General features: G+C 67.7%; 21 protein-coding genes. 14 read left to right on the top strand and 7 right to left on the bottom strand.

Features of this window, described 5'->3' with window-relative positions:
- The first annotated feature begins 3 nt into the window (after nt 1-3).
- Genes CAL26_RS27120 through CAL26_RS27105 form a run of 4 tightly spaced genes read left to right on the top strand, consistent with a single transcriptional unit; the run spans nt 4 to nt 3,956 of the window.
- The gene (locus CAL26_RS27120; RefSeq protein WP_094849670.1) at nt 4-666 is read left to right on the top strand and encodes a cell division protein FtsQ; all 663 of its coding nucleotides are present in this window, start codon (nt 4-6) and stop codon (nt 664-666) included.
- Entirely contained in the window at nt 663-1,376 is a 714-nt protein-coding gene (locus tag CAL26_RS27115) for an alginate O-acetyltransferase AlgF (RefSeq protein WP_094849669.1), read from the top strand. Before CAL26_RS27120 ends, CAL26_RS27115 begins: the two co-directional genes overlap by 4 nt.
- Before the next feature lie 9 nt (nt 1,377-1,385).
- Complete coding sequence (locus CAL26_RS27110; protein WP_094849668.1) at nt 1,386-2,810, top strand: MBOAT family O-acyltransferase; 1,425 nt, start codon at nt 1,386-1,388, stop codon at nt 2,808-2,810.
- Nucleotides 2,811-2,813: 3 nt separating this feature from the next.
- Nucleotides 2,814-3,956, top strand: a complete 1,143-nt coding sequence (locus CAL26_RS27105; RefSeq protein WP_094849667.1) for an alginate O-acetyltransferase AlgX-related protein — start codon at nt 2,814-2,816, stop codon at nt 3,954-3,956.
- A gap of 74 nt (nt 3,957-4,030) precedes the next feature.
- Here the strand turns inward: CAL26_RS27105 and CAL26_RS27100 are convergent, their stop codons facing one another.
- The 5 genes from CAL26_RS27100 to CAL26_RS27080 all read right to left on the bottom strand — a co-directional run bounded on the left by CAL26_RS27100 (nt 4,031) and on the right by CAL26_RS27080 (nt 7,921).
- On the bottom strand, nt 4,031-5,023 hold the full coding sequence (locus CAL26_RS27100; RefSeq protein ID WP_094849666.1) for an XdhC family protein: 993 nt from the start codon (nt 5,021-5,023) through the stop codon (nt 4,031-4,033).
- 218 nt (nt 5,024-5,241) lie between these two features.
- On the bottom strand, nt 5,242-5,544 hold the full coding sequence (locus CAL26_RS27095) for a DUF4148 domain-containing protein (protein WP_094849665.1): 303 nt from the start codon (nt 5,542-5,544) through the stop codon (nt 5,242-5,244).
- A 280-nt stretch (nt 5,545-5,824) separates the two neighbouring features.
- Nucleotides 5,825-6,598, bottom strand: a complete 774-nt coding sequence (locus tag CAL26_RS27090) for a molybdopterin-dependent oxidoreductase (RefSeq protein WP_094849664.1) — start codon at nt 6,596-6,598, stop codon at nt 5,825-5,827.
- Nucleotides 6,591-7,241 carry a cytochrome b/b6 domain-containing protein gene (locus CAL26_RS27085; protein ID WP_094849663.1) on the bottom strand — a complete coding sequence of 217 codons (651 nt, stop codon included), beginning with the start codon at nt 7,239-7,241 and terminating at the stop codon, nt 6,591-6,593. Before CAL26_RS27085 ends, CAL26_RS27090 begins: the two co-directional genes overlap by 8 nt.
- 44 nt (nt 7,242-7,285) lie before the next feature.
- Nucleotides 7,286-7,921 (bottom strand): hypothetical protein, encoded by a 636-nt coding sequence (locus CAL26_RS27080; protein WP_094849662.1) that lies wholly within the window; start codon nt 7,919-7,921, stop codon nt 7,286-7,288.
- 189 nt (nt 7,922-8,110) lie between these two features.
- On the opposite strand from CAL26_RS27080, the gene CAL26_RS27075 reads away from it, so the two are divergent.
- The 3 genes from CAL26_RS27075 to CAL26_RS27065 all read left to right on the top strand — a co-directional run bounded on the left by CAL26_RS27075 (nt 8,111) and on the right by CAL26_RS27065 (nt 10,764).
- Nucleotides 8,111-8,806, top strand: coding sequence for a heavy metal response regulator transcription factor (locus CAL26_RS27075; protein ID WP_094850113.1), 696 nt, complete (start codon nt 8,111-8,113; stop codon nt 8,804-8,806).
- Nucleotides 8,779-10,233: a heavy metal sensor histidine kinase gene (locus tag CAL26_RS27070; RefSeq protein WP_094849661.1), complete on the top strand. Its 1,455-nt coding sequence runs from the start codon at nt 8,779-8,781 to the stop codon at nt 10,231-10,233. Before CAL26_RS27075 ends, CAL26_RS27070 begins: the two co-directional genes overlap by 28 nt.
- Nucleotides 10,234-10,434: 201 nt before the next feature.
- A complete protein-coding gene (locus tag CAL26_RS27065; protein WP_179283498.1) occupies nt 10,435-10,764 on the top strand; it encodes a DUF4148 domain-containing protein in 330 nt (109 codons plus the stop codon).
- Nucleotides 10,765-10,900: 136 nt separating this feature from the next.
- On the opposite strand, the gene CAL26_RS27060 is transcribed toward CAL26_RS27065, so the two are convergent.
- Complete coding sequence (locus CAL26_RS27060) at nt 10,901-11,638, bottom strand: UdgX family uracil-DNA binding protein (RefSeq protein WP_094849659.1); 738 nt, start codon at nt 11,636-11,638, stop codon at nt 10,901-10,903.
- A 198-nt stretch (nt 11,639-11,836) separates the two neighbouring features.
- On the opposite strand from CAL26_RS27060, the gene CAL26_RS27055 reads away from it, so the two are divergent.
- The 5 genes from CAL26_RS27055 (at nt 11,837) to CAL26_RS27035 (ending at nt 18,141) form a co-directional block, all read left to right on the top strand.
- Nucleotides 11,837-12,835, top strand: coding sequence for a tripartite tricarboxylate transporter substrate binding protein (locus CAL26_RS27055; protein ID WP_094849658.1), 999 nt, complete (start codon nt 11,837-11,839; stop codon nt 12,833-12,835).
- A 140-nt stretch (nt 12,836-12,975) separates the two neighbouring features.
- Entirely contained in the window at nt 12,976-13,866 is an 891-nt protein-coding gene (locus tag CAL26_RS27050; protein ID WP_094849657.1) for an FAD binding domain-containing protein, read from the top strand.
- 61 nt (nt 13,867-13,927) lie between these two features.
- A complete protein-coding gene (locus tag CAL26_RS27045) occupies nt 13,928-14,434 on the top strand; it encodes a (2Fe-2S)-binding protein (protein WP_094849656.1) in 507 nt (168 codons plus the stop codon).
- On the top strand, nt 14,431-16,911 hold the full coding sequence (locus CAL26_RS27040) for a molybdopterin cofactor-binding domain-containing protein (protein ID WP_094849655.1): 2,481 nt from the start codon (nt 14,431-14,433) through the stop codon (nt 16,909-16,911). Before CAL26_RS27045 ends, CAL26_RS27040 begins: the two co-directional genes overlap by 4 nt.
- A 159-nt stretch (nt 16,912-17,070) precedes the next feature.
- The gene (locus CAL26_RS27035) at nt 17,071-18,141 is read left to right on the top strand and encodes a Bug family tripartite tricarboxylate transporter substrate binding protein (protein ID WP_094849654.1); all 1,071 of its coding nucleotides are present in this window, start codon (nt 17,071-17,073) and stop codon (nt 18,139-18,141) included.
- A gap of 75 nt (nt 18,142-18,216) precedes the next feature.
- Here CAL26_RS27035 and CAL26_RS27030 read toward each other — a convergent pair whose 3' ends face one another.
- A complete protein-coding gene (locus CAL26_RS27030) occupies nt 18,217-19,107 on the bottom strand; it encodes a polysaccharide deacetylase family protein (protein WP_094849653.1) in 891 nt (296 codons plus the stop codon).
- 164 nt (nt 19,108-19,271) lie between these two features.
- Here CAL26_RS27030 and CAL26_RS27025 point away from each other — a divergent pair, with 164 nt between their 5' ends.
- Together CAL26_RS27025 and CAL26_RS27020 are read left to right on the top strand one after the other, a co-directional pair.
- Nucleotides 19,272-20,150, top strand: coding sequence for an FAD binding domain-containing protein (locus CAL26_RS27025; RefSeq protein ID WP_094849652.1), 879 nt, complete (start codon nt 19,272-19,274; stop codon nt 20,148-20,150).
- A gap of 12 nt (nt 20,151-20,162) precedes the next feature.
- Complete coding sequence (locus CAL26_RS27020) at nt 20,163-20,681, top strand: (2Fe-2S)-binding protein (RefSeq protein ID WP_094849651.1); 519 nt, start codon at nt 20,163-20,165, stop codon at nt 20,679-20,681.
- Nucleotide 20,682 lies beyond the last annotated feature (1 nt).

The raw sequence follows: 20,682 nt of genomic DNA, 5'->3' as shown, positions 1-20,682 counted from the left end.
CACATGCTACCTGCCGTACTCGCCGGACTGTCCATCCTGATCATCGGCGACAGCCACATGACCGTCCCCACGCACCTGATCACCACGCTGCACGACGATCTGGTGCAGCAGGGCGCACGCGTGCATTCCCTGGGCATCTGCGGCGCCAATGCCGGCGACTGGACCAAGGTCACCACGGGCACCTGCGGCGGCGCCGAGCGCGTCGACAAGGGCCCGATCAAGGTGCTGGGCGCGAATCCGCAAACCACGCCGATCAAGCAGCTGATCGCCACCGACAAGCCGAACGTCGTCCTGATCGTCATGGGCGACACCATGGCGGCCTACGACAAGCCCGACTTTCCGAAGACCTGGGTATGGCAGCAGGTCACCGCGCTGACCGGCGATATCGCGGCCACCAATACCGCCTGCGTCTGGATCGGACCGGCATGGGGCAGCGAAGGCGGCAAGTTCGGCAAGACCTTCGCGCGCGTCAAGCTGATGTCGAGCTTCCTGGCGGCGAACGTCGCGCCTTGCGCATACATCGATTCGCTCAATTTCTCGAAGCCGGGTCAGTGGGGCACCGTCGACGGCCAGCACTTCACCGCGCCCGGCTACAAGCAGTGGGGCGACGCCATCACCAAGGCCGTCCTCGACCTGCCCGTGATCAAGGGCATGGAGAAGAAATGAAATCCATCGCGACGCACGGCGCGGCGCTGGCGCTCGCCGCCCTTGTCCTGTACGGCTACGCGCCGCACGCGGCCCAAGCGGCCGAGACGCAGCTCTACGAAACCGGCCCGTCCGATGACGCCTCGTTCCTGAGGTTCGTCAACGGCACCGGCGCGCCCGTCACGGTCATCCCCGAGAACCGGCAGGCGCGCATCGTCCTGGACAACGCCAAGCCGGCCACCGACTTCCTGCCCGTGAAGGCCCGCACCGCCATCGCCGGCACGGTGGAGCAGGCCGCGGCGCGCGCGGCCGTCTCCGTGCGCGTGGACGCCGGCGCCTTCGCCACGGTGGTCGTGCTCGCGGACGCCGCGGGTGGACTGAAGACCGTGACCATCGCGGAAAAACCCGACGACTTCAACGGCCTGAAGGCGTCACTGGCCTTCTACAACCTGGACCCCTCGTGCACGCAGGCGTCCCTGATGGCGGCGGGACGCAACGTGGCCATCGCACAGGACGTCGCCGCGGGATCGTTGAAGCGGCGCGACATCAATGCCGTCGCGCTGGCCGTGCAGGGCGCATGCGGTGGCCAGGCGGCCGGCGCGCCCCTGGACCTGGGCCAGTTGCAGGCCGGCAAGCGCTACAGCGTGCTGCTGGTGCCCGGCAACGCAAGCGGCGCCGCCGCGTCCGCCGGCCCGCGCTTGATCCGCGCCGACGACACCCTGGCGAGGTAAGCAGCTTCCATGGTCTTCGCGTCGCTGGAATTCCTGACGCTGTTCCTGCCGGCGTTCCTGATCCTTTACGTCCTGGCGGGGCTGGGGGGCGGCCGCGCCGTTCATCGCCGCAACGCCGTGCTGCTCTTCAGCAGCTGGGTGTTCTATGGCTGGTGGAGCCCCGTCTTCCTGCTGCTGTTCATCGCGCTCACGCTGCTGGGCTGGCTGGGCGGCATCCTGATCGACAAGGCCGGCGACGGCGCGCGGCGCGGCTGGATGCTCGCCCTGCTGATCGCCATCGCCCTGGGTACGCTGTGCTGGTACAAGTACGCCAATATCCTGGTCGAGACGCTCAATACCGCCATCGGCGCCGCCGGCGGCCAGCCCATCGGCTGGGAACGGGTGATCCTGCCCATCGGGCTGTCCTTCATCGTGCTGCAATCGATCTCCTACCTGATCGATGTCTACCGCCGCACCGTACCGGCGGACTACAGCTTCATCACCTTCGGCGCCTACCAGGCCATGTTCGTGCACCTGATCGCCGGCCCCATCATCCGCTACGACTGGGTCAAGCGCGAACTGGTCGCCCGCACGGTGGATTGGCCGCAGTTCGCGCTGGGCGCGCGGCGCTTCATGATCGGCATGAGCATGAAGGTGCTGATCGCCGATACGCTGGCGCCGCTGGTGGACACGGCGTTCGCGCTGCCGCACCCCACGCTGGCCGATGCCTGGCTCGGCTGCCTGGGCTATACGCTGCAGCTGTTCTTCGATTTCGCGGGCTATAGCGCCATGGCCATCGGCCTGGGCCTGATGCTGGGCTTCCACTTTCCTGAAAACTTCCTGCACCCCTACCTGGCGCGCAGCATCCAGGACTTCTGGCGGCGCTGGCACATCTCGCTGTCGACCTGGCTGCGCGACTATCTATATATCCCGCTGGGCGGCAACCGGGGCGGCGTATGGCGCACCTACCGCAACCTGCTGCTCACCATGGCCATCGCCGGCCTGTGGCATGGCGGCGACAGCTGGAATTTCCTGCTGTGGGGCATCGCGCACGGCCTGGCCCTGTGCGCGGAACGCCTTTGGCTGAACAGCGGCCTGCCGCCGCTGCCGAGCCTACCCGCGCGCGTGCTGACGCTGCTGTTCGTGATGCTGGCCTGGACCATCTTCCGCGCGCACACCTTCGATGGCGCCCTGACCATGTACGCCGGCCAGTTCGGCCTGCATGGCGTCGCGCTGGGCGACGAAATGCGGTTGGCGCTGCGCCCGGTGCACGTCATGACCCTGGTGCTGGGCGTATGCTGCGCGTTCGCGCCGGCCTTGGCGCCCTGGGCGGAGCGCCATCGCAATCCGCTGATCCTCGCGGCCGGCGCGCTGTGGCCGGTATTGGGTTTCCTGTTTTCCTTCGCCCTGATCGCCAGCCGCGGCGCCGTTCCTTTTCTCTATTTCCAGTTCTGAGCCATGCAAAGCGCCATTCCGCCCGTGGACCATCCCGGCCGCATCGCCCGCTGGACCAGCCGCCTGGCCGGCGTCGCGCTGATCGCGTTCCTGATGGCCGGACTGGCCACCACCGCGTACCAGGTGGCGCGTGGCGATCTGGACCTGTTCCCGCAAGGCCTGGGCTGGCACGCCTTCCTGGAAGGCGATACCACCCGCGACCTGGCCCATGCGCTATCGAACGCGCCCCTGCCGGCGGAATCCGCGCGGCTGGAACGCGGCCTGAGCTGGCTGGCCGCGGGCGACCTGGGCCCGCGCGTGCGCCAGGGCTGCCCCGGCTGGCTGTTCCTGAGCGATGAATTCATGCGCTACCCGCATGCGGCCGACAACGCGCAGTCTCGCGCCCGCGAAGTCCTGCGCATCAAGAACGCCCTGGCGCAGCGGCATATCGCCCTGGTGGTGGCGGTGGTGCCCGACAAGAGCCGCATCGACGCGGCGCATCTGTGCGGCCTGCAGCGGCCGGCGGCATCCGCGACGCGCCTGGACGATTGGGTCGCCACGCTGCGCGCCGAAGGCGTCGACGCCATCAACCTGGCGCCCGTGCTGGCCGCCATCGGCGACGGCGGCGCCTATCTGCGCACCGACACGCACTGGAACGAAACAGGCGCCCAGGCGGCCGCCGAAGCGGTGGCCCAGGCGATACGCGGCGCCGGGATCACGGTGACGCCGCGCACCGACTGGACGATACGCACGCAGACCGAGGACCGGCCCGGCGACCTGATCCGGCTCGCGGGCCTGGATTGGCTGCCCGCCCGCCTGCAGCCGCCGCACGACACCACACGCGTTTCCGTCTTCACGCAGAAACCCGCGGCGTCCGCCGGGTCCGGCGCCGATGACCTTTTCGGCGACGACAATCTGCCGAACGCGGCGCTGATCGGCACGTCGTTCTCGCGCAACAGCAACTTCGTGCCTTTCCTGGAAAACGCGCTGCACGCCCGCATTCCCGACTTCGCCCGCGATGGCGGCGATTTCGCCGGCGCCGCGAACGCGTACTTCGGCAGCCCCGCCTTCAGGCAGACGCCGCCGAAGCTGTTGATCTGGGAAATACCGGAACGGGTGATCGAGGCGCCGCGCAACGGCGACACCATCGCGCTGGGCCAGCCCTGACGGCGCTCGGCGCGCTTTCGGGCACCAGGGGGCAGGGACAGGGGGCAGGGGCTGCGTCGCCGAGCGCGGACGCGCTAGGAATCTTCGCGCGAAGCAGTGGTCGGATTGGGCGCGCAGGCGTCCGCGCCGCCCAGCGTGTTGCGGACCCACACCAGCTCGGCGGCGATCGCCACGGCGATCTCGGCGGGCGTACGGCTGGCGATGCGCAGCCCCACGGGCCCGTGCAGGCGGCCGATTTCTTCCTCGGTCAGGTCGAACATGCGCAGGCGCTCGCGCCGCTTGGCCTGGTTGGGCGCGGAACCCAGCGCGCCCACGTAGAACGCCGGCGATTTCAGCGCTTCCAGCAAAGCCATATCGTCCAGCTTGGGATCGTGCGTCACGGCCACGATGGCGGTGCGTTCGTCGGTGCCGATTTCGGTCACCGTGTCGTCCGGCATGGACGTCAACAGCGTGACGTTGGGCATATTCCAATCGGCGAAGAACTCTTCGCGCGGATCGCACACCATGACGTGGAAATCCAGCGCCGTGGCGATTTCGCACAACACGCGCGCCGTCTGGTTGGCGCCGATGACCAGCAGCCGCCAGTGCGGCCCGTAGACCGAACGGAAGGTGCGGCCGTCGAAATCCGGGCCGTCGATAGGGCTGGCGGGCGCCAGCGTGCAGGCGCCCGTCTGCAGGTCCACCGTCCGCATGACGAGGCGATGGGCGCGCACGTCCGCCAATACGGGATCCAGCCACTCGGTGTCGCGCAGCGGCTCCACCACCAGCCGCAGCGTGCCGCCGCAAGGCAGGCCGAAGCGGGCGGCCTCTTCGCTGGTGATGCCATAGGTGACGCGGTCGGCCGCCACCGGCAGCGTACCGGCCACGGCGCGCGCCATCAGGTCGTCTTCCACGCATCCGCCGGACACCGAACCGACCAGCCGGCCGTCGCCGCGCAAGGCCGCCAGCGCGCCCGCCTGCCGCGGGGCCGAGCCCCAGGTCTGCACGACCGTGATCAGATGGACGCGATGGCCTTCGGCAACCCAGTCGCGTGCATGTTGCAGTACATCGATATCCAGGGAGTTCATCGAGCGTTCATCCTGAAAGTCCCTGCACAGGGGACTGTCGGCCTGCCGGCGCCGCCGGCGAAGTAACGGACGCGCCCCTGTCCATCGTTCGCGGGCGCCCGATGAGTTTGCCCCAGTTTTGGCGCTTTTCCAAATTTGGATATGGCGCGATTGCCGCCGGCATGAAAAAGGCCGGCCCCCTTTTGGGGGGCCGGCCCGCGCTCCAGCGCTTGCGGCGATCAGCCTTGGAAGGGCTGGTTGTTGCTATCGCCGAAGTCCGAGCCCAGCGCGATCTGCGCGCGGCTCACGCCGGTGTCGGCTTGCGCGACGAAGGGCGCGTTGTTCGATTCGCTGTTGGCGGTCAGGCCGGCGGCGCGGGCTTGTTGCAGCTCGGCGACGACTTGAGCGCGGCTCGCGCTATTGGCGGCTTGGCCGTACACGCCCTGGAAGGGCACGTTGTTCGGTTCGCTATTCGCGGCTTGCGCGGCGCCGATGGCGGCAAAGGAAAGAACAAAAGCGGAAACGATGGTCTTGGCATTCATGGCAGTACTCCTAGTCCTGGTTAAGTGATCCGGGCCGTGCATCGCGATTTGCTGTGTGGAGAACTTCGCGATGTCCGTTGCTGTTCCCGATGACTGCATTCTGCGCCGGCAAGACCTAGGGATAAACCCGCATATGCGAAAATCATCTTTCCATTTTTCGCACTAATCTTGGATCATTCGTGGTTTTCGACCAATGAATTCGCCCCGGCCGCCTATTGCGGCGGACAGGGCAGGACGGGCAGACAGAGGCTGGCGGTCGCCCGCCACGGATGGGGTGGCGCTATATCCCGCTGAACCAGTTGTAGCCCTGGTCCTCCCAATACCCGCCGGGATAGGTGTTCGTGACGAACATCGCCACGATGTGCTTGGGGTTCTTGAACCCCAGCTTGGTCGGCACGCGCAGCCGCAACGGCTGCCCGTAGTCCGGCGGCAGCTCCGCCCCGCCGAAATCCAGCGCCAATATGGTCTGCGGATGCAAGGCCGTGGGCATGTCGATGCTGCCGTAGTAGCGGTCGGCGCATTTGAAACCGACATAGCGCGCGCTCAGGTCGGCGCCGACGCGCTGCAGGAAGGTCTTCAGCGGTATGCCGCTCCACTGCCCGATCGCGCTCCAGCCTTCGATGCAGATCAGCCGCGTGATCTGGCTGGCCTGCGGCAGGCGGCGCAGGTCTTCCAGCGTCCAGGCGCGCTTGTCCGCCACCATGCCGGACACTTCCAGCTTCCATGCGGAAAGATCGATGTCCGGCACGCTGTACTCGGGGTAGTACGCGTTGAAGGGAAAGGGGTCCGTGACCTGGCTGGCCGGGTAGGTCGCCGCGAGCTTGTTCTGATTGAACAGCCAGGCCTGCACGCGGTCGTTCCAGCGCGACATCGCCCACAGCACCTTGTCGAAGGTATCGCCGTCCTGCATGTTGCAGCCGCTGATCATCGCCAGCGCGCCCAGCGACAGCCCGCCGCGCAGGAACAGCCGGCGTTGCGCGCGATGCAGCTGGCTGCGCTGCGCCGGCTCCAGGATCAGGCGCTTTCCGCGCGGGCCATCATTGCGCTCAGGCATCGTGGGCTCCATGGGTTCGGTCGATAATCATCGGCGGCAGGGTGCGCGGCACCAGGATGACCAGCAGAAGGTGAACGACGACGAACAGGCCGATGCCGGCCATGGCGCAGAAGTGCACCACGCGCGCGGCGGCGAAACCGCCGAACAGATTGGTCAGCCAGTCCAGCTGCACCGGCTTCCATATCGCCAGGCCGGACAGCACGATCAGCACCCCCAGCAGCAGGACGCCCAGGTACAGCACCTTCTGCACCGCGTTGTAGCGTCCGGGCGCGTGGCGCAGCCGCAGGCGCAAAGCGGCCGCGGCATCGCGCAGCACGGCGCGCGGCGTCACGTCCATCAGGTCACGGCGCAGATGCCCCGACGCGATGCCCGCCAGCAGATAGACCAGGCCATTGCCGACCAGCAGCCACATGACGGCGAAATGCCAGATGGTCGCCGCGCCCAGCCAGCCGCCCAGCGTCGCCCATTGCGGGAAGCTGAAAGGGAAGATGGGCGAGGCGTTGTAGATGCCCCATCCGCTCATGAACATGCAGGCCATCGCATAGACATTGAGCCAATGCGTGATGCGTACATAGCGCGGATGAACAGGGCGGCGCCGTACCGGCGCGACCGCGCCATCGTCGTTTACCGAAAATGAGGACAAGACGGGTCTCCTGCGCCGGATGCTTCTTTGCCGTATGCCAAGGCTTACATCGGCGGGATCGTGCCGTCCTTGCCGGCGATGACCGTGGCGGCAGTCAGGCTGCCGTCGGCGTTCTTGGTCGGAAACACCAGCACCGGCGCGCCGGTCTTGAGCAGGCCGCGATCGCCCGGTTCCATGTAGACGATGGGCACATCGGGCGGCACCACCACGGTCTTCTCGCCGTCCTTGTACTTGACCTTCATCGTCGTGCCATTGGTGCCGACCAGGCTGCCGACCGTGCCGTTGGTCATCTGGCCGGTCTTGCCGTCCGTACCCATCCAGGGCCGGTTGCCTTCACCCGAACCGCGCAGCGACGCCGCGAACACGTGCACTTCCAGCGCCTTCAGCGTGCCGTCGGGCTGCGGCGTGGCGGCCGTGCCGATAAAGCTGTCCGGCTTGATGTCGCCGAGCTTGGCCAGGGACACCGCGCGCACCGCGACATTGGACGGCAGCGCCAGGCTGACGTCCTTGCCGTTGCGCGCCTTGACCTTCAGCGTGGTATCCGTGACCTGCTCGATCGTGCCGCGCACCGCCAGGCGATTGGCCGGCGCCTGCCCGGCCTGTTGTGCCTGCGCGGCGGCCATGCCGCCCGCCAGCAGGACGCCGGCGCACCACGCTCCAATCCGATAATGCTTGTTCATCCGTTTCTCCGTCAGGTATCGCCGGCCGCGGAAGCAGCGCGGCGACGCGGTTCTCGATGCGTTCAAGAAAGCTCGCGTCGCTATCGTGACGGCGGCGCGGGGACGGCAGCATGACGCGCGGATGACAATAATGTCATGAACGATCCGGCGCGCCCCGATAAAATCGACGCCTGGCAAGCGAGGTGCTGCGTGCGCATACTGGTGGTCGAAGACGACCTCAAAACCGGCGAATACCTGAAGAAGGGCCTCGGCGAATCGGGCTACGCGGTGGATCTGGCGCGCCACGGCGCCGACGGCCTGCACATGGCGCTCGAACAGCGTTACGACCTGATCGTGCTCGACGTCATGCTGCCCGGCATGAACGGCTGGCAGATCATGGAAGCGCTGCGCAAGCAGCAGGACGTGCCCGTGCTGTTCCTGACCGCGCGCGACCAGCTGCAGGACCGCATACGCGGCCTCGAGCTCGGCGCCGACGACTACCTGGTCAAGCCGTTTTCCTTTACCGAACTGGTGCTGCGCGTCCGCACGCTGCTGCGCCGTGGCGTCGTGCGCGAGGCCGATCACCTGCGCCTGGCCGACATGCACATCGACGTCCTGCGCCGACGCGTCACGCGCACGCAAACCGCCATCGCGCTCACCACCAAGGAGTTCACGCTGCTGCACCTGCTGGTGCGGCGCGAAGGCGAAGTCCTGTCGCGCGCCATCATCGCGTCGGAAGTGTGGGACATGAATTTCGACAGCGATACCAATGTCGTCGACGTCGCCATCAAGCGGCTGCGCGCCAAGATCGACAAGCCCTTCGAACCCAAATTGATCCATACGGTACGTGGCATAGGCTACGTTTGCGAGGTGCGCGAATGCGCCGACGATGGCGACGCTCCCTGACGCTGCGCACGGCGCTGTCGTTCGCGCTGCTGTCGGCCCTGGTCGTCAGCGTCGCCGGCATGTACCTGTACAAGGCGATGGAATCGAGCATGATGGCGCGCAGCGACATCGGCCTGATCGGCCGCGTCGACCGTTTCCGCGCACTGCTGCGCGACACGCTCACCCTGGATGAAATCCGGGCGCGGCCCGGCCTGTTCGAGAACATGCTGGGCAACGAACAGGACGTGCTGGTGTTCCGCATCCCCGGCGCCGAACCGGTCATGGACGTCAATCCCGGCCACCAGGCGCTGCCCCCCGTCGCCCCGGTGGCGGAAGACCAGCCCTTGGCACGCGAGAACATCCGCGACGGCACGACCACGGCGGGCGGCGGCATGCGCGTGGTCTCGGCCATGGCGCGCACCATGGACGGCACGCCGGTGGAAGTCCAGGCCGCGCATCTGCTGGTGAACGAAACGCGCATGCTGGCGCTGTACCGCGAACAGATCGCGCTGGCCGTCGCGGCTGCCTTTCTTTCCATCGCCGTACTGGGCTATCTGGCGCTGCGGCGCGGCCTGCGCCCCTTGAGAGCCATGGCGCGCCAGGCCGCGCGCGTGACGCCCGCCAGCCTGGACCAGCGCCTGAACCTGGCCGACACGCCGCACGAACTGCGCGAGCTGACGGCGTCCTTCAATGCCATGCTGGACAGGCTGGCCGACGGCTATGAACGCCTGGCGCAGTTTTCCGCCGACCTGGCGCACGAAATCCGTACGCCGATCGGCGCGTTGATGGGCAACTGCCAGGTGGCCTTGTACCAGCGCCGCACCCCGTCCGAGTATGAAAGCGTGCTGGCGTCCAGCCTGGAAGAACTGGAGCGCCTGTCGCGGCTGGTGGAGAACATCCTGTTCCTGGCGCGCGCGGAAAACGCGCAATCGGCCCTGGACTACGTGCAACTCGATCTGGATACGGAACTGCGCCGCGTCGCGGAGTATTTCGAAGGACTGGCCGAAGAGCGCGGGCTGCGGCTGCAATGCAGCGGCAGCGGCGTCGTCCGGGCCGACGCCATGCTGTTCCGGCGCGCGCTGGGCAATCTGGTGGCCAATGCCGTGCGCTATGCGGACGCGGAAACCGAGATCAGCCTGTCGGCGCGCGCCACCGGCGATACGGTCCAGGTCCAGGTCGACAATCGCGGCACGCCCATCCCCCCGGACAGGCTGCACAAGCTTTTCGATCGCTTCTATCGCGCCGACCTGTCGCGCAGCGCGGGCTCGGACGCCAGCGGCCTCGGGCTGGCCATCGTGCGCGCGATCATGGCCTTGCACGGCGGCAGGGCATGGGCGGAATCGGCGCCCGACGGGCATATCCGCTTCACGCTGTCTTACCCCGCCACGGCGCCCGTGGGCGCGACCGACAGGGATAGGCAGAGGACTCAGGATACGTCCTACGAATGAAATCCCTGCTTACATAGATTGCCACTATCGATTTATACTTTTTTATCCTCACATATTCCAGGATTAGTCCTGGAATTGGGATAGTGTATTCGTCAATCACGGGTTTATCCCTACGATCCTGGGATGCACAATCTCCATGCGTCGGGAACCAGAGCAAAACAACAGCCCCCGGTTCCCCAAATCGACTATTGGAGAAGTGCCATGAAGATCCAAACCATTGTTTCCTCCGTTGCCCTGTCCCTGGCCCTGGTGGCTGGCGCCCAAGCCGGCACGCCGCGTGGCGATACGGACAACGTCCCGTTCCAAGGCGTCTACGGCCAGGTTGACACCAGTGCCGCCAGCCGTAACCAGGTGGTTGCCCAGCTGCAGCAAGCGCGCGCCGCCGGCCTGACCGGCAACGACGACGTGGACAACGCGCCGTTCACCGCGCAAGCGGAAAGCGCCTCGGCGCCCGCGATCGCGCAAACCGGCAGCGTGCACGGTGACGTCGCCTTCGGCGACATCGACAACCAGCCGTTCCAAGGCGTCTAAGCCCCGGAACGGCGAGGCGCCGGCGGACACGCCGGCCGACCAGACCGGCCGCCGGCTCACAAGGCCAGGCGGCAGCCCCGAAGAGAGGCGGGGCGTCTTCCGGTGCTCCTCTCGTGCAGTACCATCGGCCCCGCCCTCACGGGGCCGATGTCTTTTCCGCCGCCGCATCGCCCGCGGCGATCCTGCCCGCGGTTTCCAGGGCCTGCACCAGGACCGCGTAAGCCGCCTCGCGAGCCCGCGGATCAGGGGCGCGCAATATGAAGGAAGGGTGATAGGTGGGGACGACCACCAGTCCGCCCACATTGACCGGCTCCCCGAGCATGGCGCCCAGGCGCACGTCGGCGCGCTGCATCAGCGAACGCAGGGCGGTCGCGCCCAGGCTGACGGCCACCGCCGGGCGCACCGACGCCAGCTCCTTCTCCAGCCAGTAGCGGCAGGCCATCACTTCCCGCTGCGCCGGCGTCTTGTGCATACGGCGCTTGCCGCGCGGGATCCACTTGAAGTGCTTCACGGCGTTGGTGACGAAGACGTCGTCGCGCCGCACCCCGGCATCCGCCAGCGCGCGGTCCAGCAGGCCGCCCGCTGGCCCGACGAAAGGCAAGCCGGCCTTGTCCTCCTGGTCGCCGGGCTGCTCCCCCACCAGCAGGATGGAAGCGCGGCGCGGCCCCTGGCCCGGCACCGGCTGGGTCGCGTCGTGCCACAAGCCGCAGCGCCGGCAATCCCGCAGGGTCGTCGGGTGCTGGTCGGGCACGATCAAGGGAGCGTCCCCACGATCAGGCGGCTGTCCGCGGCTTTCGGACGCGGCGTTCCGGGTCGTTCGGGTGGTTCGGGTCGTTTGGGTCGTTTGGATCGTTCGGGTCGTTCGGGTTGCCATGGCGGGCCCACGCAAGTCGCCGGGCGCGGCGCGAATGCCGCATCCCCCGCCTGCGCCGGCGCAAAAACCGCACCTGCCGCCGGCAGCCCGCCCCCCTCGGAGACCGCTACGGGTAAGTCCCAAATATGGTACACAGACCAAAAATGGTATCTTGTACGCACAACCCCGCGATCCGGGGGGAACAAGGGGAATTCCACCATGATGCAACGACACCACATCCGCGCCCTCGGGCGCGCCGCACCGGCATTGGCCGCCGCGCTCTGCACGGCCCTGGCGCTGGGCTCGGGCGCCGCCGCGGCCGCCTATCCCGACCATCAGATCACCCTGGTCGTGCCATACGCCCCCGGCGGCGGTGTCGATTCCGTCGGGCGTATCCTCAGCCGCGGGCTGGCCAAGGAATTGAACCAATCCGTGGTGGTGGAAAACCGCCCCGGCGCGGGGGCCACGGTGGGCGCCGGCTACGTCAAGCGCGCCGCCGCCGACGGCTATACGGTCATGGTCGTCGACCCCGCGCTGATCATCAATCCCAGCCTGATGCCCAATCTGCCTTACGAGCCCCTGCGGGACTTCAAGGCGGTATCCATGCTGACGGTCTCTCCCTTGATGCTGTCGGTCACCAACAGCCTCCCCGCCAAGAGCGTCGCCGAGCTGCAAGCCCTGGCGAAATCGGGCGGGCAAGGATTGAGCTTCGCGTCCGCCGGCATCGGCACCACGCCGCACATGGCGGGCGAACTGTTCAAGCTCAAGACGCAGGGCAACTTCATCCACGTGCCCTATAAAGGTTCGGGCCCGGCCATGACGGACCTGATCTCCGGCCAGGTGCAGTTTTCCTTCTCCACCATCGCGGCGGCTTCGCCCTTCGTGACCACGGGCAAGATCCGCGCGCTGGCGACCACGGGCGACAAGCGCAGCCCGGACTGGCCGCAACTGCCGACGGTGGCCGAAACCGTCCCTGGATTCAAGGTGCTATTCTGGACCGGCCTGTTCGTGCCCGCGCAGACGCCCGCCGACGTCGTGGCCAAACTGAACGCCGCCGTCGCCAAGGTCTGGCAGGGCGAGGAAGCGCAGGAAGCCCTGAAGAAGATAGGCGAAACACCCGCGCCCGTCATGACGTCGGCGCAGAGCCAGGACTTCGTCCAGGCGGAAAGCAAGATGTGGGCGACGGTGGTCAAGGACGCCAATATCAAGGTCGACTGAATGGCTCGCGCGCCCGGCGGAATACGCCTGGGACGCGCGTTGCGGTCGTACCAAAATTTGTATAGCATTCCAATAAAAATACATTGCGGTCAGGGGGCATGGTGGCTTCCCGCCGCCATCCTCCCCACGTCGCAGGCGGTATGAAGCCATCGGTTTTCACCTATCACGATCCCCGCACCGTCGACGATGCCGTCGGCCTGCTCGGGCGGCTGGATAACGCGCGGCCACTGGCCGGCGGCCAGTCGCTGATGGCGATGATCAATATGCGTTTCGTCCAGCCGGACCATCTGGTGGACCTGAACAAGGTCGACGAACTGGCCGGCATCCACGAATCCGCCGACCAGATCCGCATCGGCGCCATGACGCGCCAGCGCGACCTGGAATTTTCCGCGCTGATCGGCGCGCGCATCCCGCTGATGAGCGAAGCGCTGCTGCACGTCGGCCATCGGCAGACGCGCAACCGCGGCACGCTGGGCGGCTCGCTGTGCCACCTGGACCCGGCGGCCGAACTGGTCGCCGTCGCCGCCGCCTGTGATGCGGTGGTCGAAGTGGCCGGGCCCAATGGCCGCCGCGATATTCCCTTCGACGCCTTTCCGCTGGGCTTCATGATGCCATCGGTGGAAGCCGACGAGCTTGTCGTCGGCGCGCGCTTTCCGTTGTGGCCGCGCGGACACGGTGCCGCGTTCTTCGAGTTCTCGCGTCGGCACGGCGACTTTGCCATCGTGTCCGCCGCCGCCCTGGTGGCGCTGGATGGCAGTGGCCGCATCGCCCGCAGCGCGCTGGTATTGGGCGGCGTCGGCGCCGTGCCCTTGCGCATGGCCGATGTGGAAAACGTCCTGGCGGGCAACGTGCCATCCCTGGAACTGTTGCGCCAGGCATCCGAGCAATGCCGCGCCGTCGAGGCCCTGGACGATGCGCTGGTGCCGGCCACCTATCGCCAGAGCCTGGCGGTGGTCATGGCGCGCCGCGCGCTGGTCACCGCCTGTACGCGCGCCGGCGCGCCCATCGCCGAAGTTCGCATCCCCGCATGAACGCCGGCACGGCGACGCCAGCCCGGCGCGCCGTACCGCATCGTCGCCGCAAGGTATCGCCATGACTACTGCCGTCAACGAACAAACCCGCCAGATCGCCGTCCGCGTCAACGGCAAGGAACACGCGGAAGAGGTCCGCGTCCGCCTCACGCTCGCGGATTTCCTGCGCCACCAGCTGGGCCTGACCGGCACCCACGTCGGCTGCGAGCACGGCGTCTGCGGCGCCTGTACGGTGCTGATGGACGGCCTGTCCGTGCGCGCCTGCCTGACGCTGGCCGTGCAGGCCGACGGCCATGACATCACCACCATCGAAGGCCTGGCTTGCGAAGGCAGGCTGCATCCCATCCAGCAGGCTTTCAAGGACGAACACGGCCTGCAGTGCGGCTTCTGTACGCCGGGCATGCTGACCACGCTGGCCGAACTGCTGAACAGCAACCCGCACCCGACGGAAGCCGAGATCCGCGTGGCGATCTCGGGCAACCTGTGCCGCTGCACGGGCTACGACGGCATCGTCAAGGCCACGCTGGCCGCCGCCGCGCGGCTGCGCGGCGAAGGAGCGCAGGCATGAGCCCGCGCGATCATGTCAGCGCCATCGATACGTCCGTAGATGCGCCGGTTGCCGCACCCGTCGAAACGCCCGTCAAGACGCCCGCTGAAACCCCGCCGGCAATAGCGCCCGCCACGCAACCCGCCCCTGGCGCGGCGCCCGGCCCGCATGGCGCACGGCCCGCCGGCAAGACCTTCGGCGTCAACGTGCCGCGCGTGGAAGACCAGGCGCTGCTGACCGGCACCGCGCGCTTCGTCGACGACATCAGCGCGCCCGGCATGCTGCACGCGGCCTTCGTGCGCAGCGACAACGCGCACGCGGCGATACGCGGCATCGGCACGGCGGCCGCCGCGTCGGCGCCCGGCGTCCATGCCGTCCTGACGCTGGCCGACCTGATGCCTTACCTGACCAGCGCCGAGCTGGTGACGGCGCTGCCCAGCCCCAGCTTCCGCATGAACCTGCATCGTCCGGTGCTGGCATCGACCGAAGCCGCCTACGTCGGCGAAGCCATCGCCGTCGTCATCGCCGAAGACCGCTACCTGGCGGAAGACGCCGCCGCGCTGGTCGAAATCGACTACGAACCCTTGCCGGCCGTGGCCGATTGCCGCGCGGCGCTGATGGAAGGCGCGCCCACGGTGCACAGCAGCGCCCCGCACAACCTGGTGGCGGAGTTCGACCTCGCCTACGGCGACGTCGACGCCGTATTCGCCGCCGCCCCGCACATCTACGGCGAGTCGCTGCTGCAGCATCGCGGCGGCAGCCATTCCATCGAATGCCGCGGCGTGGTGGCGCGCTACGACGCGCTGGACGACGTGCTGACGGTATGGAGCTCCACACAAACGCCCTTGCCGGCCAGGCAGATCCTGTGCGACCTGCTGGGCCGTGGTCCGGACCAGGTGCGCGTCATCACGCCGGAGGTAGGCGGCGGCTTCGGACCCAAGCTGGTGTTCTATCCGGAGGAAGCCGTCGTGGCCGTCGCGGCGCTGATGCTGCGGCGTCCCGTCAAATGGATCGAGGACCGCCGCGAACACTTCATCTCGACCACGCAGGAACGCGACCAGATCTGGGACGTGGAGATCGCGGTCGACGACGACGCGCGGATCCTGGGCGTGCGCGGCACCCTGCTGCATGACCATGGCGCCTACAACGTGCGCGGCACCAACGTGCCGTATGGCGCGGGCGCGGCCATGACGCTGGCGTATCGCGTGCCGGCCTACAGGCTGGACATCAAATGCGTGGCGACCAACCGCGTCCCGGTGACGCCGGTGCGCGGCGCGGGCCAGCCCCAGGGCGTGTTCGCGATGGAGCGGCTGCTGGACCGCGTGGCGCGCGAGCTGAACCTGGACCGGGCCGAAGTACGCCGCCGCAACCTGGTGCCGGCGGAGCTGATGCCTTACGCCACGCCCATGAAGACACGCGGCGGCATGCAGGTGGTCCTGGACAGCGGCGATTTCCCACGCTGCCAGGCGATGGCGCTGGACCGGGCTGACTGGAACGGCTTCCCGGCGCGCCAGGCGATCGCGCGCGGACAGGGCAAGCGGCTGGGCATAGGGCTGGCCAATTCCGTGGAAGGCACGGGCCGTGGACCGTACGAGCAGATCCGCGTCAGGATCACCACGCAAGGCACGGTGCAGGTCGAATCCGCCGCGGCGGCGATGGGCCAGAGCACGCGCACGATGCTGACGCAGATCGTCGCGGAACAGTTGGGCGGCGACATGGACAACGTACGGGTGACGGCGGGCGATAGCCGCTCGTCCGTGCAGGGTTTCGGCGGCTTCAACAGCCGGCAGGCGGTCATGGCGGGCAGTTCGGCGCACAAGGCCGCGCTCGCGCTGCGCCGCCAGGTGCTCGAGGTCGCCGCGTCGGTGATGCGGCTGCCGGTGCAGGCGCTGGACATCGAAGGCCGGCAGGTCGTGGCGCGCGACACCGGCGCCACCGCCAGCCTGGGCGACCTGGCGCGCGCGGCGGTGGGATTGCCGGGCTTCATGATGCCGGGGGCGACACCGGGACTGGAAGCCACCGAGCAGGTGATCATCAACGACATGGCCTATGGCAACGCGACCGCGGTCGCCGAGGTCGAAGTCGACGTCGAGACCGGCGAGGTCACGCTGCGCCAGATCGTCTTCGCGCACGACTGCGGACGGGTGATCCATCCCAAGATCGTCGAAGGTCAGTTGCTCGGCGGAATCGCGCATGGCGTCGGCAACGCGCTGTTCGAACAGATGGGCTATGACGAAAACGCGCAACCGGTCACGACGAATCTCGCCGAATACCTGCTGGTGACCGCCACCGAAATGCCGTCCATCGCGCTGGCGCATCTCGAATCCCCCACGCCGCTCAACGAACTGGGCGTGAAAGGGGTAGGCGAAGCAGGGGTACTGCCGATCACGGCGGCCGTGGCGTCCGCCGTCGATAACGCATTGGAAGGCACGGGCGTGCACATCACACGGGTGCCGATTTCGCCGGTCGATCTGCTGCAAGCCCTGGAAGCGCGCTAGGACGCTGATCCCAATCGCCGGGCCCCGACCCGGCTAGGGTATTCCCACGTACCGTCACGTACCAAAATCGGGAAAAATCCCAACAGTTGCACTAATACCCGTTTCGGCAGCCGCCGAGCGTCCGGGCTTCGACAGCCTCCTTCTCCCGTCAGGTAACCCATGTCCGCCACGCCTCATCGCCGGCCCGCCACCGGCGGCATCACCCTTCCGAATAGCATCGCCAAAGCGCGGCGCCTGGCTGGCCACGCCCGCCGCATGCTGTCGTTGAGTTCATTGGTCCTGGCTGGCGCGATTGCCGCCGTGGCGCCGGTCGCGCCGGCGCATGCCGCCTTTCCCGACCGGCCGATCACCATCGTCGTGCCGTATCCGGTCGGCGGCGCGACCGACACGCTGGCCCGCAGCATCGGGCAGCGGATCTCGGAAACGATGAAGCAATCCGTCGTGGTGGAAAACCGCACCGGCGGCAGCGGACTCATCGGGATGTCGGTGGTGTCGCACGCGCCGGCGGACGGCTACACCATCCTGTTCGGCTGCACCACCGATTCGGCGATCTTCAAGGCCGCGTCCAAGGCGCCGCCATCGGTGAACCTGCGCGACGATTTCGCCGCCGTGGCGGGCGTGGCGCTGGCGCCGCACATCCTGGTGGTGCCGGCGAAGTCCGCGCCGCAGAACCTGCAGCAGCTGATCGAGCTGTTCAAGCGCGAGCCCGGCAAGCACAACTTCGCATCGATCGGCATCGGCACCTTGTCGCATCTGGAAGGCGAGCTGCTGATGATCACCACCGGTGTGCAGATCACGCACGTACCCTATCGCGGCGGATCGCAGGCCTTGATGGACCTGATCTCCGGAAACTCCAGCATGATGTTCCTGAGCGCGCCCGCGGCGGTACCGCATATGAAGAGCGGCGCCGTCCGCGTGCTGGCGGTGGCCGGCGACCATCGCCTGCCCATGCTGCCCGACGTGCCCACCATCACCGAGGCCGGCGTGAAGAACTTCAGCGCGGAAAACCTGTTCGGCTTCTACGCGCCGAAGAATACGCCGCCGGACGTGGTCGCTGCGCTTTCCAAGGCCATCGAGTCGGCGCTGCAGCGTCCCGACCTGAAGACGATGCTGGAATCGCAGGGGCTGGAAGTGCAGTACACGACGCCCGCCGAATTCACCGATCGCACGGTGAAGAATTTCGCCAGCTTCGACGCGATCGTGAAGAAGGCGAACGTGTCGCTGGACTAGGTTGCCCACCCATGCAACATGACGTCGCATGGGGCGCCGCATGGGTCCGCGGGGCGGGCAATGGCCCGCTCCCGCCTACATCGTTCCTTCGGGCAGATTCAGGCAATGGTCGTAGATCGCGCCCGGCCGCGTGAACCAGACTTCGTTGCGGCGCGGGTGCTCGGCGATGTACTTCAGCGCGCGCCGCATGGCGCGCAGGCGATAGGGCTGGCCGGTGACCATGGTGTGCAGCGCGACGCCGAAGACCAGCGGCTGCTTGGCGCTCTGGTCCAGCATTTCTTCGAACTGGTCGATGATCATCTGGCTGAACTGGTCCGGCGTGTGATGCCGCACCAGCATCTGCGGAGAGTCGTTGAGCTCCAGCGGATAGGGCACCGACATGATGCGGCCGCCGCGGGTCTTCATCCAGATGGGCTGGTCGTCGGCGGGCCAGTCCATCAGGAACTTGTAGCCGGCTTCCTGCAGCAGGTCGGGCGTATGGCGGCTATGCGACATCCAGGGCGCCATCCAGCCGCGCACTTCCTGGCCGGTATGCTCGAGGATGGCGTCGCGCACCTCGGCCAGGAAGCGGGCTTCGTCCGCTTCCCACATGGTGCCGTGGCGTTCGGCATTGGTGCGGCCATGGCCGATGAACTCGTCGCCGCGCGCCTTGATCGGCGCGATAAGTTCCGGGCAGTATTTGAAGATCTCGGTGTTGCACAGGTGCGAGGCGGGCAGTCCCAGTTCGTCCAGCATGTCCAGGATGCGCCAGACGCCGATACGGTTGCCATAATCGGTCCAGGCGAAGGCGCGCTGGTCGGGCGCCGGCAGCGGCACGGTCAGGTTGTGGCTGAGCCCCGTGCCGAAGGCGAAGATCTCGATGTTCAAGCCGATGTGCATCGCGATGCGCTTGCCTTCGGGCCAGCTGTAGTCTTTGCGCGCGCCGATGGCGCGATAGGGATAGCGATCATGGGAAGGCAGCAGCATGGCGAATTCTCCGGTTCTGTTCGGGCGGCCGAAGCCAGGGGTTGCGGACCTGCGCGCCCGCGCCGGGCCGGCCGCGCGGCCGACCGTACCAAAAATAGTTATAATTCCATAAATATAACACCGCACGTCCTCAACCGGACACCAGCCACAGGGGTAAACCGGCCATGAAACCGAGCAGATTCGTGCACTACGAGCCGACCTCCGTGGACCAGGCGGTGATGATCCTGGCCGACGTCTGCGAGCAGGACGGCCGGGTCCTGGCCGGCGGCCAGACCCTGGTCCCCGCCATGGCGCTGCGCCTGGCGCGTCCGGCGTATCTGGTGGACATCAACCGCATAGAAGAACTGCGCAGCCTGGCCGTCCACGAAGGCCGGCTGCGCATCGGCGCCTGCGTGCGCCATGCCGATTTCCACCAGGCGCCGGAGCCCGGGCCGCTGGGCCGTCTGCTGGCCACGGTGGTGCACCATATCGCCCACCTGCCGATACGCACGCGCGGCACGTTCTGCGGCAGCATCGCCAACGCCGATCCCGCGTCCGAATGGTGCCTGGTGGCGGCCACGCTGGATGCGGTGCTGGAAGCCCGCAGCCTGCGCGGCACGCGGCACATCGACGCGATCGACTTCTTCCACGGCTATATGGCGACCGCGCTGGCGCCGGACGAGTTGCTGGTCAGCGCCAGCCTGCCGGTGCTGGCCATGGACACGCGTTTCGGCTTCCATGAATACAGCCGGCGCGCCGGCGACTTCGCGCAGGCCATGGCGCTGGCCACCTATGAAATCCGCGACGGACTGATGCGCAATGTGCGCATCGGCGTGGGCGGCGTGGAAGACCGGCCGCGGCGCATGCAGGCGGCGCAGGCCTGCCTGGAAGGTGAAGCGCCGGACAGCGACACGTTCGCGCGCGCCGCCGAAGCCGCGGCGGTGGAGTGCGAGCCCACCGACGCCGGCGACGACGAACGCGCCTATCGCCGCGACCTCGTACGCGCCGTCGTGCGCCGTGCGCTGGCGCAGGCGCACGCCGCCACGGCCGCATCGCAGGCATAGCAGGGGATATCGATGAAAGATTGGGACGAGACCGACGACCCTCGGCACGACGTGGTGCTGAACATCAATGGCGCCGAATATCCTGTGCGGGTGGAGTCCCGCAAGACCCTGGTGGACGCCATACGCGACGACTGCGGCCAGACGGGCACGCACATCGGCTGCGAGCACGGCGTATGCGGCGCCTGTACCGTGCTGGTCGACGGCGAGCCCGTGCGGTCCTGCCTGATGTTCGCCGTCCAGGCGCAAGGCAGCTGCATCCGCACGGTGGAAGGCCTGGCCCAAGAGCCGGAATTCCATCCCATGCAGCAGGCCTTCATGGATCATCACGCGCTGCAATGCGGTTTCTGCACGCCGGGCTTCCTGATGCTGGCGACGGGCGCGCTGGAGCGCAATCCCGACATCAGCGACGACGAACTGCTGGACGTACTGTCGTCGAACCTGTGCCGCTGCACCGGCTACCAGAACATCCTGGCCGCCGTACGGGCCGCCCGCGCCGCCATGGCGGCGCACGCCGCGTCTTCCGGAGACTGAG

Origin of the sequence: Bordetella genomosp. 9 (assembly GCF_002261425.1) — a bacterium.
Classification (GTDB): domain Bacteria; phylum Pseudomonadota; class Gammaproteobacteria; order Burkholderiales; family Burkholderiaceae_B; genus Bordetella_C.
The sequence above is the reverse complement of the archived record's forward strand: the minus strand, read 5'-3'. Positions and strand labels throughout refer to the sequence as shown.

Bases quoted from the DNA above. Each gene is read 5' to 3' on its own strand.
- CAL26_RS27120 (WP_094849670.1), top strand. From the start codon at position 4: ATGCTACCTGCCGTACTCGCCGGACTGTCCATCCTGATCATCGGCGAC.
- CAL26_RS27115 (WP_094849669.1), top strand. From the start codon at position 663: ATGAAATCCATCGCGACGCACGGCGCGGCGCTGGCGCTCGCCGCCCTT.
- CAL26_RS27110 (WP_094849668.1), top strand. From the start codon at position 1,386: ATGGTCTTCGCGTCGCTGGAATTCCTGACGCTGTTCCTGCCGGCGTTC.
- CAL26_RS27105 (WP_094849667.1), top strand. From the start codon at position 2,814: ATGCAAAGCGCCATTCCGCCCGTGGACCATCCCGGCCGCATCGCCCGC.
- CAL26_RS27100 (WP_094849666.1), bottom strand. From the start codon at position 5,023: ATGAACTCCCTGGATATCGATGTACTGCAACATGCACGCGACTGGGTT.
- CAL26_RS27095 (WP_094849665.1), bottom strand. From the start codon at position 5,544: ATGAATGCCAAGACCATCGTTTCCGCTTTTGTTCTTTCCTTTGCCGCC.
- CAL26_RS27090 (WP_094849664.1), bottom strand. From the start codon at position 6,598: ATGCCTGAGCGCAATGATGGCCCGCGCGGAAAGCGCCTGATCCTGGAG.
- CAL26_RS27080 (WP_094849662.1), bottom strand. From the start codon at position 7,921: ATGAACAAGCATTATCGGATTGGAGCGTGGTGCGCCGGCGTCCTGCTG.
- CAL26_RS27070 (WP_094849661.1), top strand. From the start codon at position 8,779: ATGCGCCGACGATGGCGACGCTCCCTGACGCTGCGCACGGCGCTGTCG.
- CAL26_RS27065 (WP_179283498.1), top strand. From the start codon at position 10,435: ATGAAGATCCAAACCATTGTTTCCTCCGTTGCCCTGTCCCTGGCCCTG.
- CAL26_RS27060 (WP_094849659.1), bottom strand. From the start codon at position 11,638: ATGGCAACCCGAACGACCCGAACGATCCAAACGACCCAAACGACCCGA.
- CAL26_RS27055 (WP_094849658.1), top strand. From the start codon at position 11,837: ATGATGCAACGACACCACATCCGCGCCCTCGGGCGCGCCGCACCGGCA.
- CAL26_RS27050 (WP_094849657.1), top strand. From the start codon at position 12,976: ATGAAGCCATCGGTTTTCACCTATCACGATCCCCGCACCGTCGACGAT.
- CAL26_RS27045 (WP_094849656.1), top strand. From the start codon at position 13,928: ATGACTACTGCCGTCAACGAACAAACCCGCCAGATCGCCGTCCGCGTC.
- CAL26_RS27040 (WP_094849655.1), top strand. From the start codon at position 14,431: ATGAGCCCGCGCGATCATGTCAGCGCCATCGATACGTCCGTAGATGCG.
- CAL26_RS27035 (WP_094849654.1), top strand. From the start codon at position 17,071: ATGTCCGCCACGCCTCATCGCCGGCCCGCCACCGGCGGCATCACCCTT.
- CAL26_RS27030 (WP_094849653.1), bottom strand. From the start codon at position 19,107: ATGCTGCTGCCTTCCCATGATCGCTATCCCTATCGCGCCATCGGCGCG.
- CAL26_RS27025 (WP_094849652.1), top strand. From the start codon at position 19,272: ATGAAACCGAGCAGATTCGTGCACTACGAGCCGACCTCCGTGGACCAG.
- CAL26_RS27020 (WP_094849651.1), top strand. From the start codon at position 20,163: ATGAAAGATTGGGACGAGACCGACGACCCTCGGCACGACGTGGTGCTG.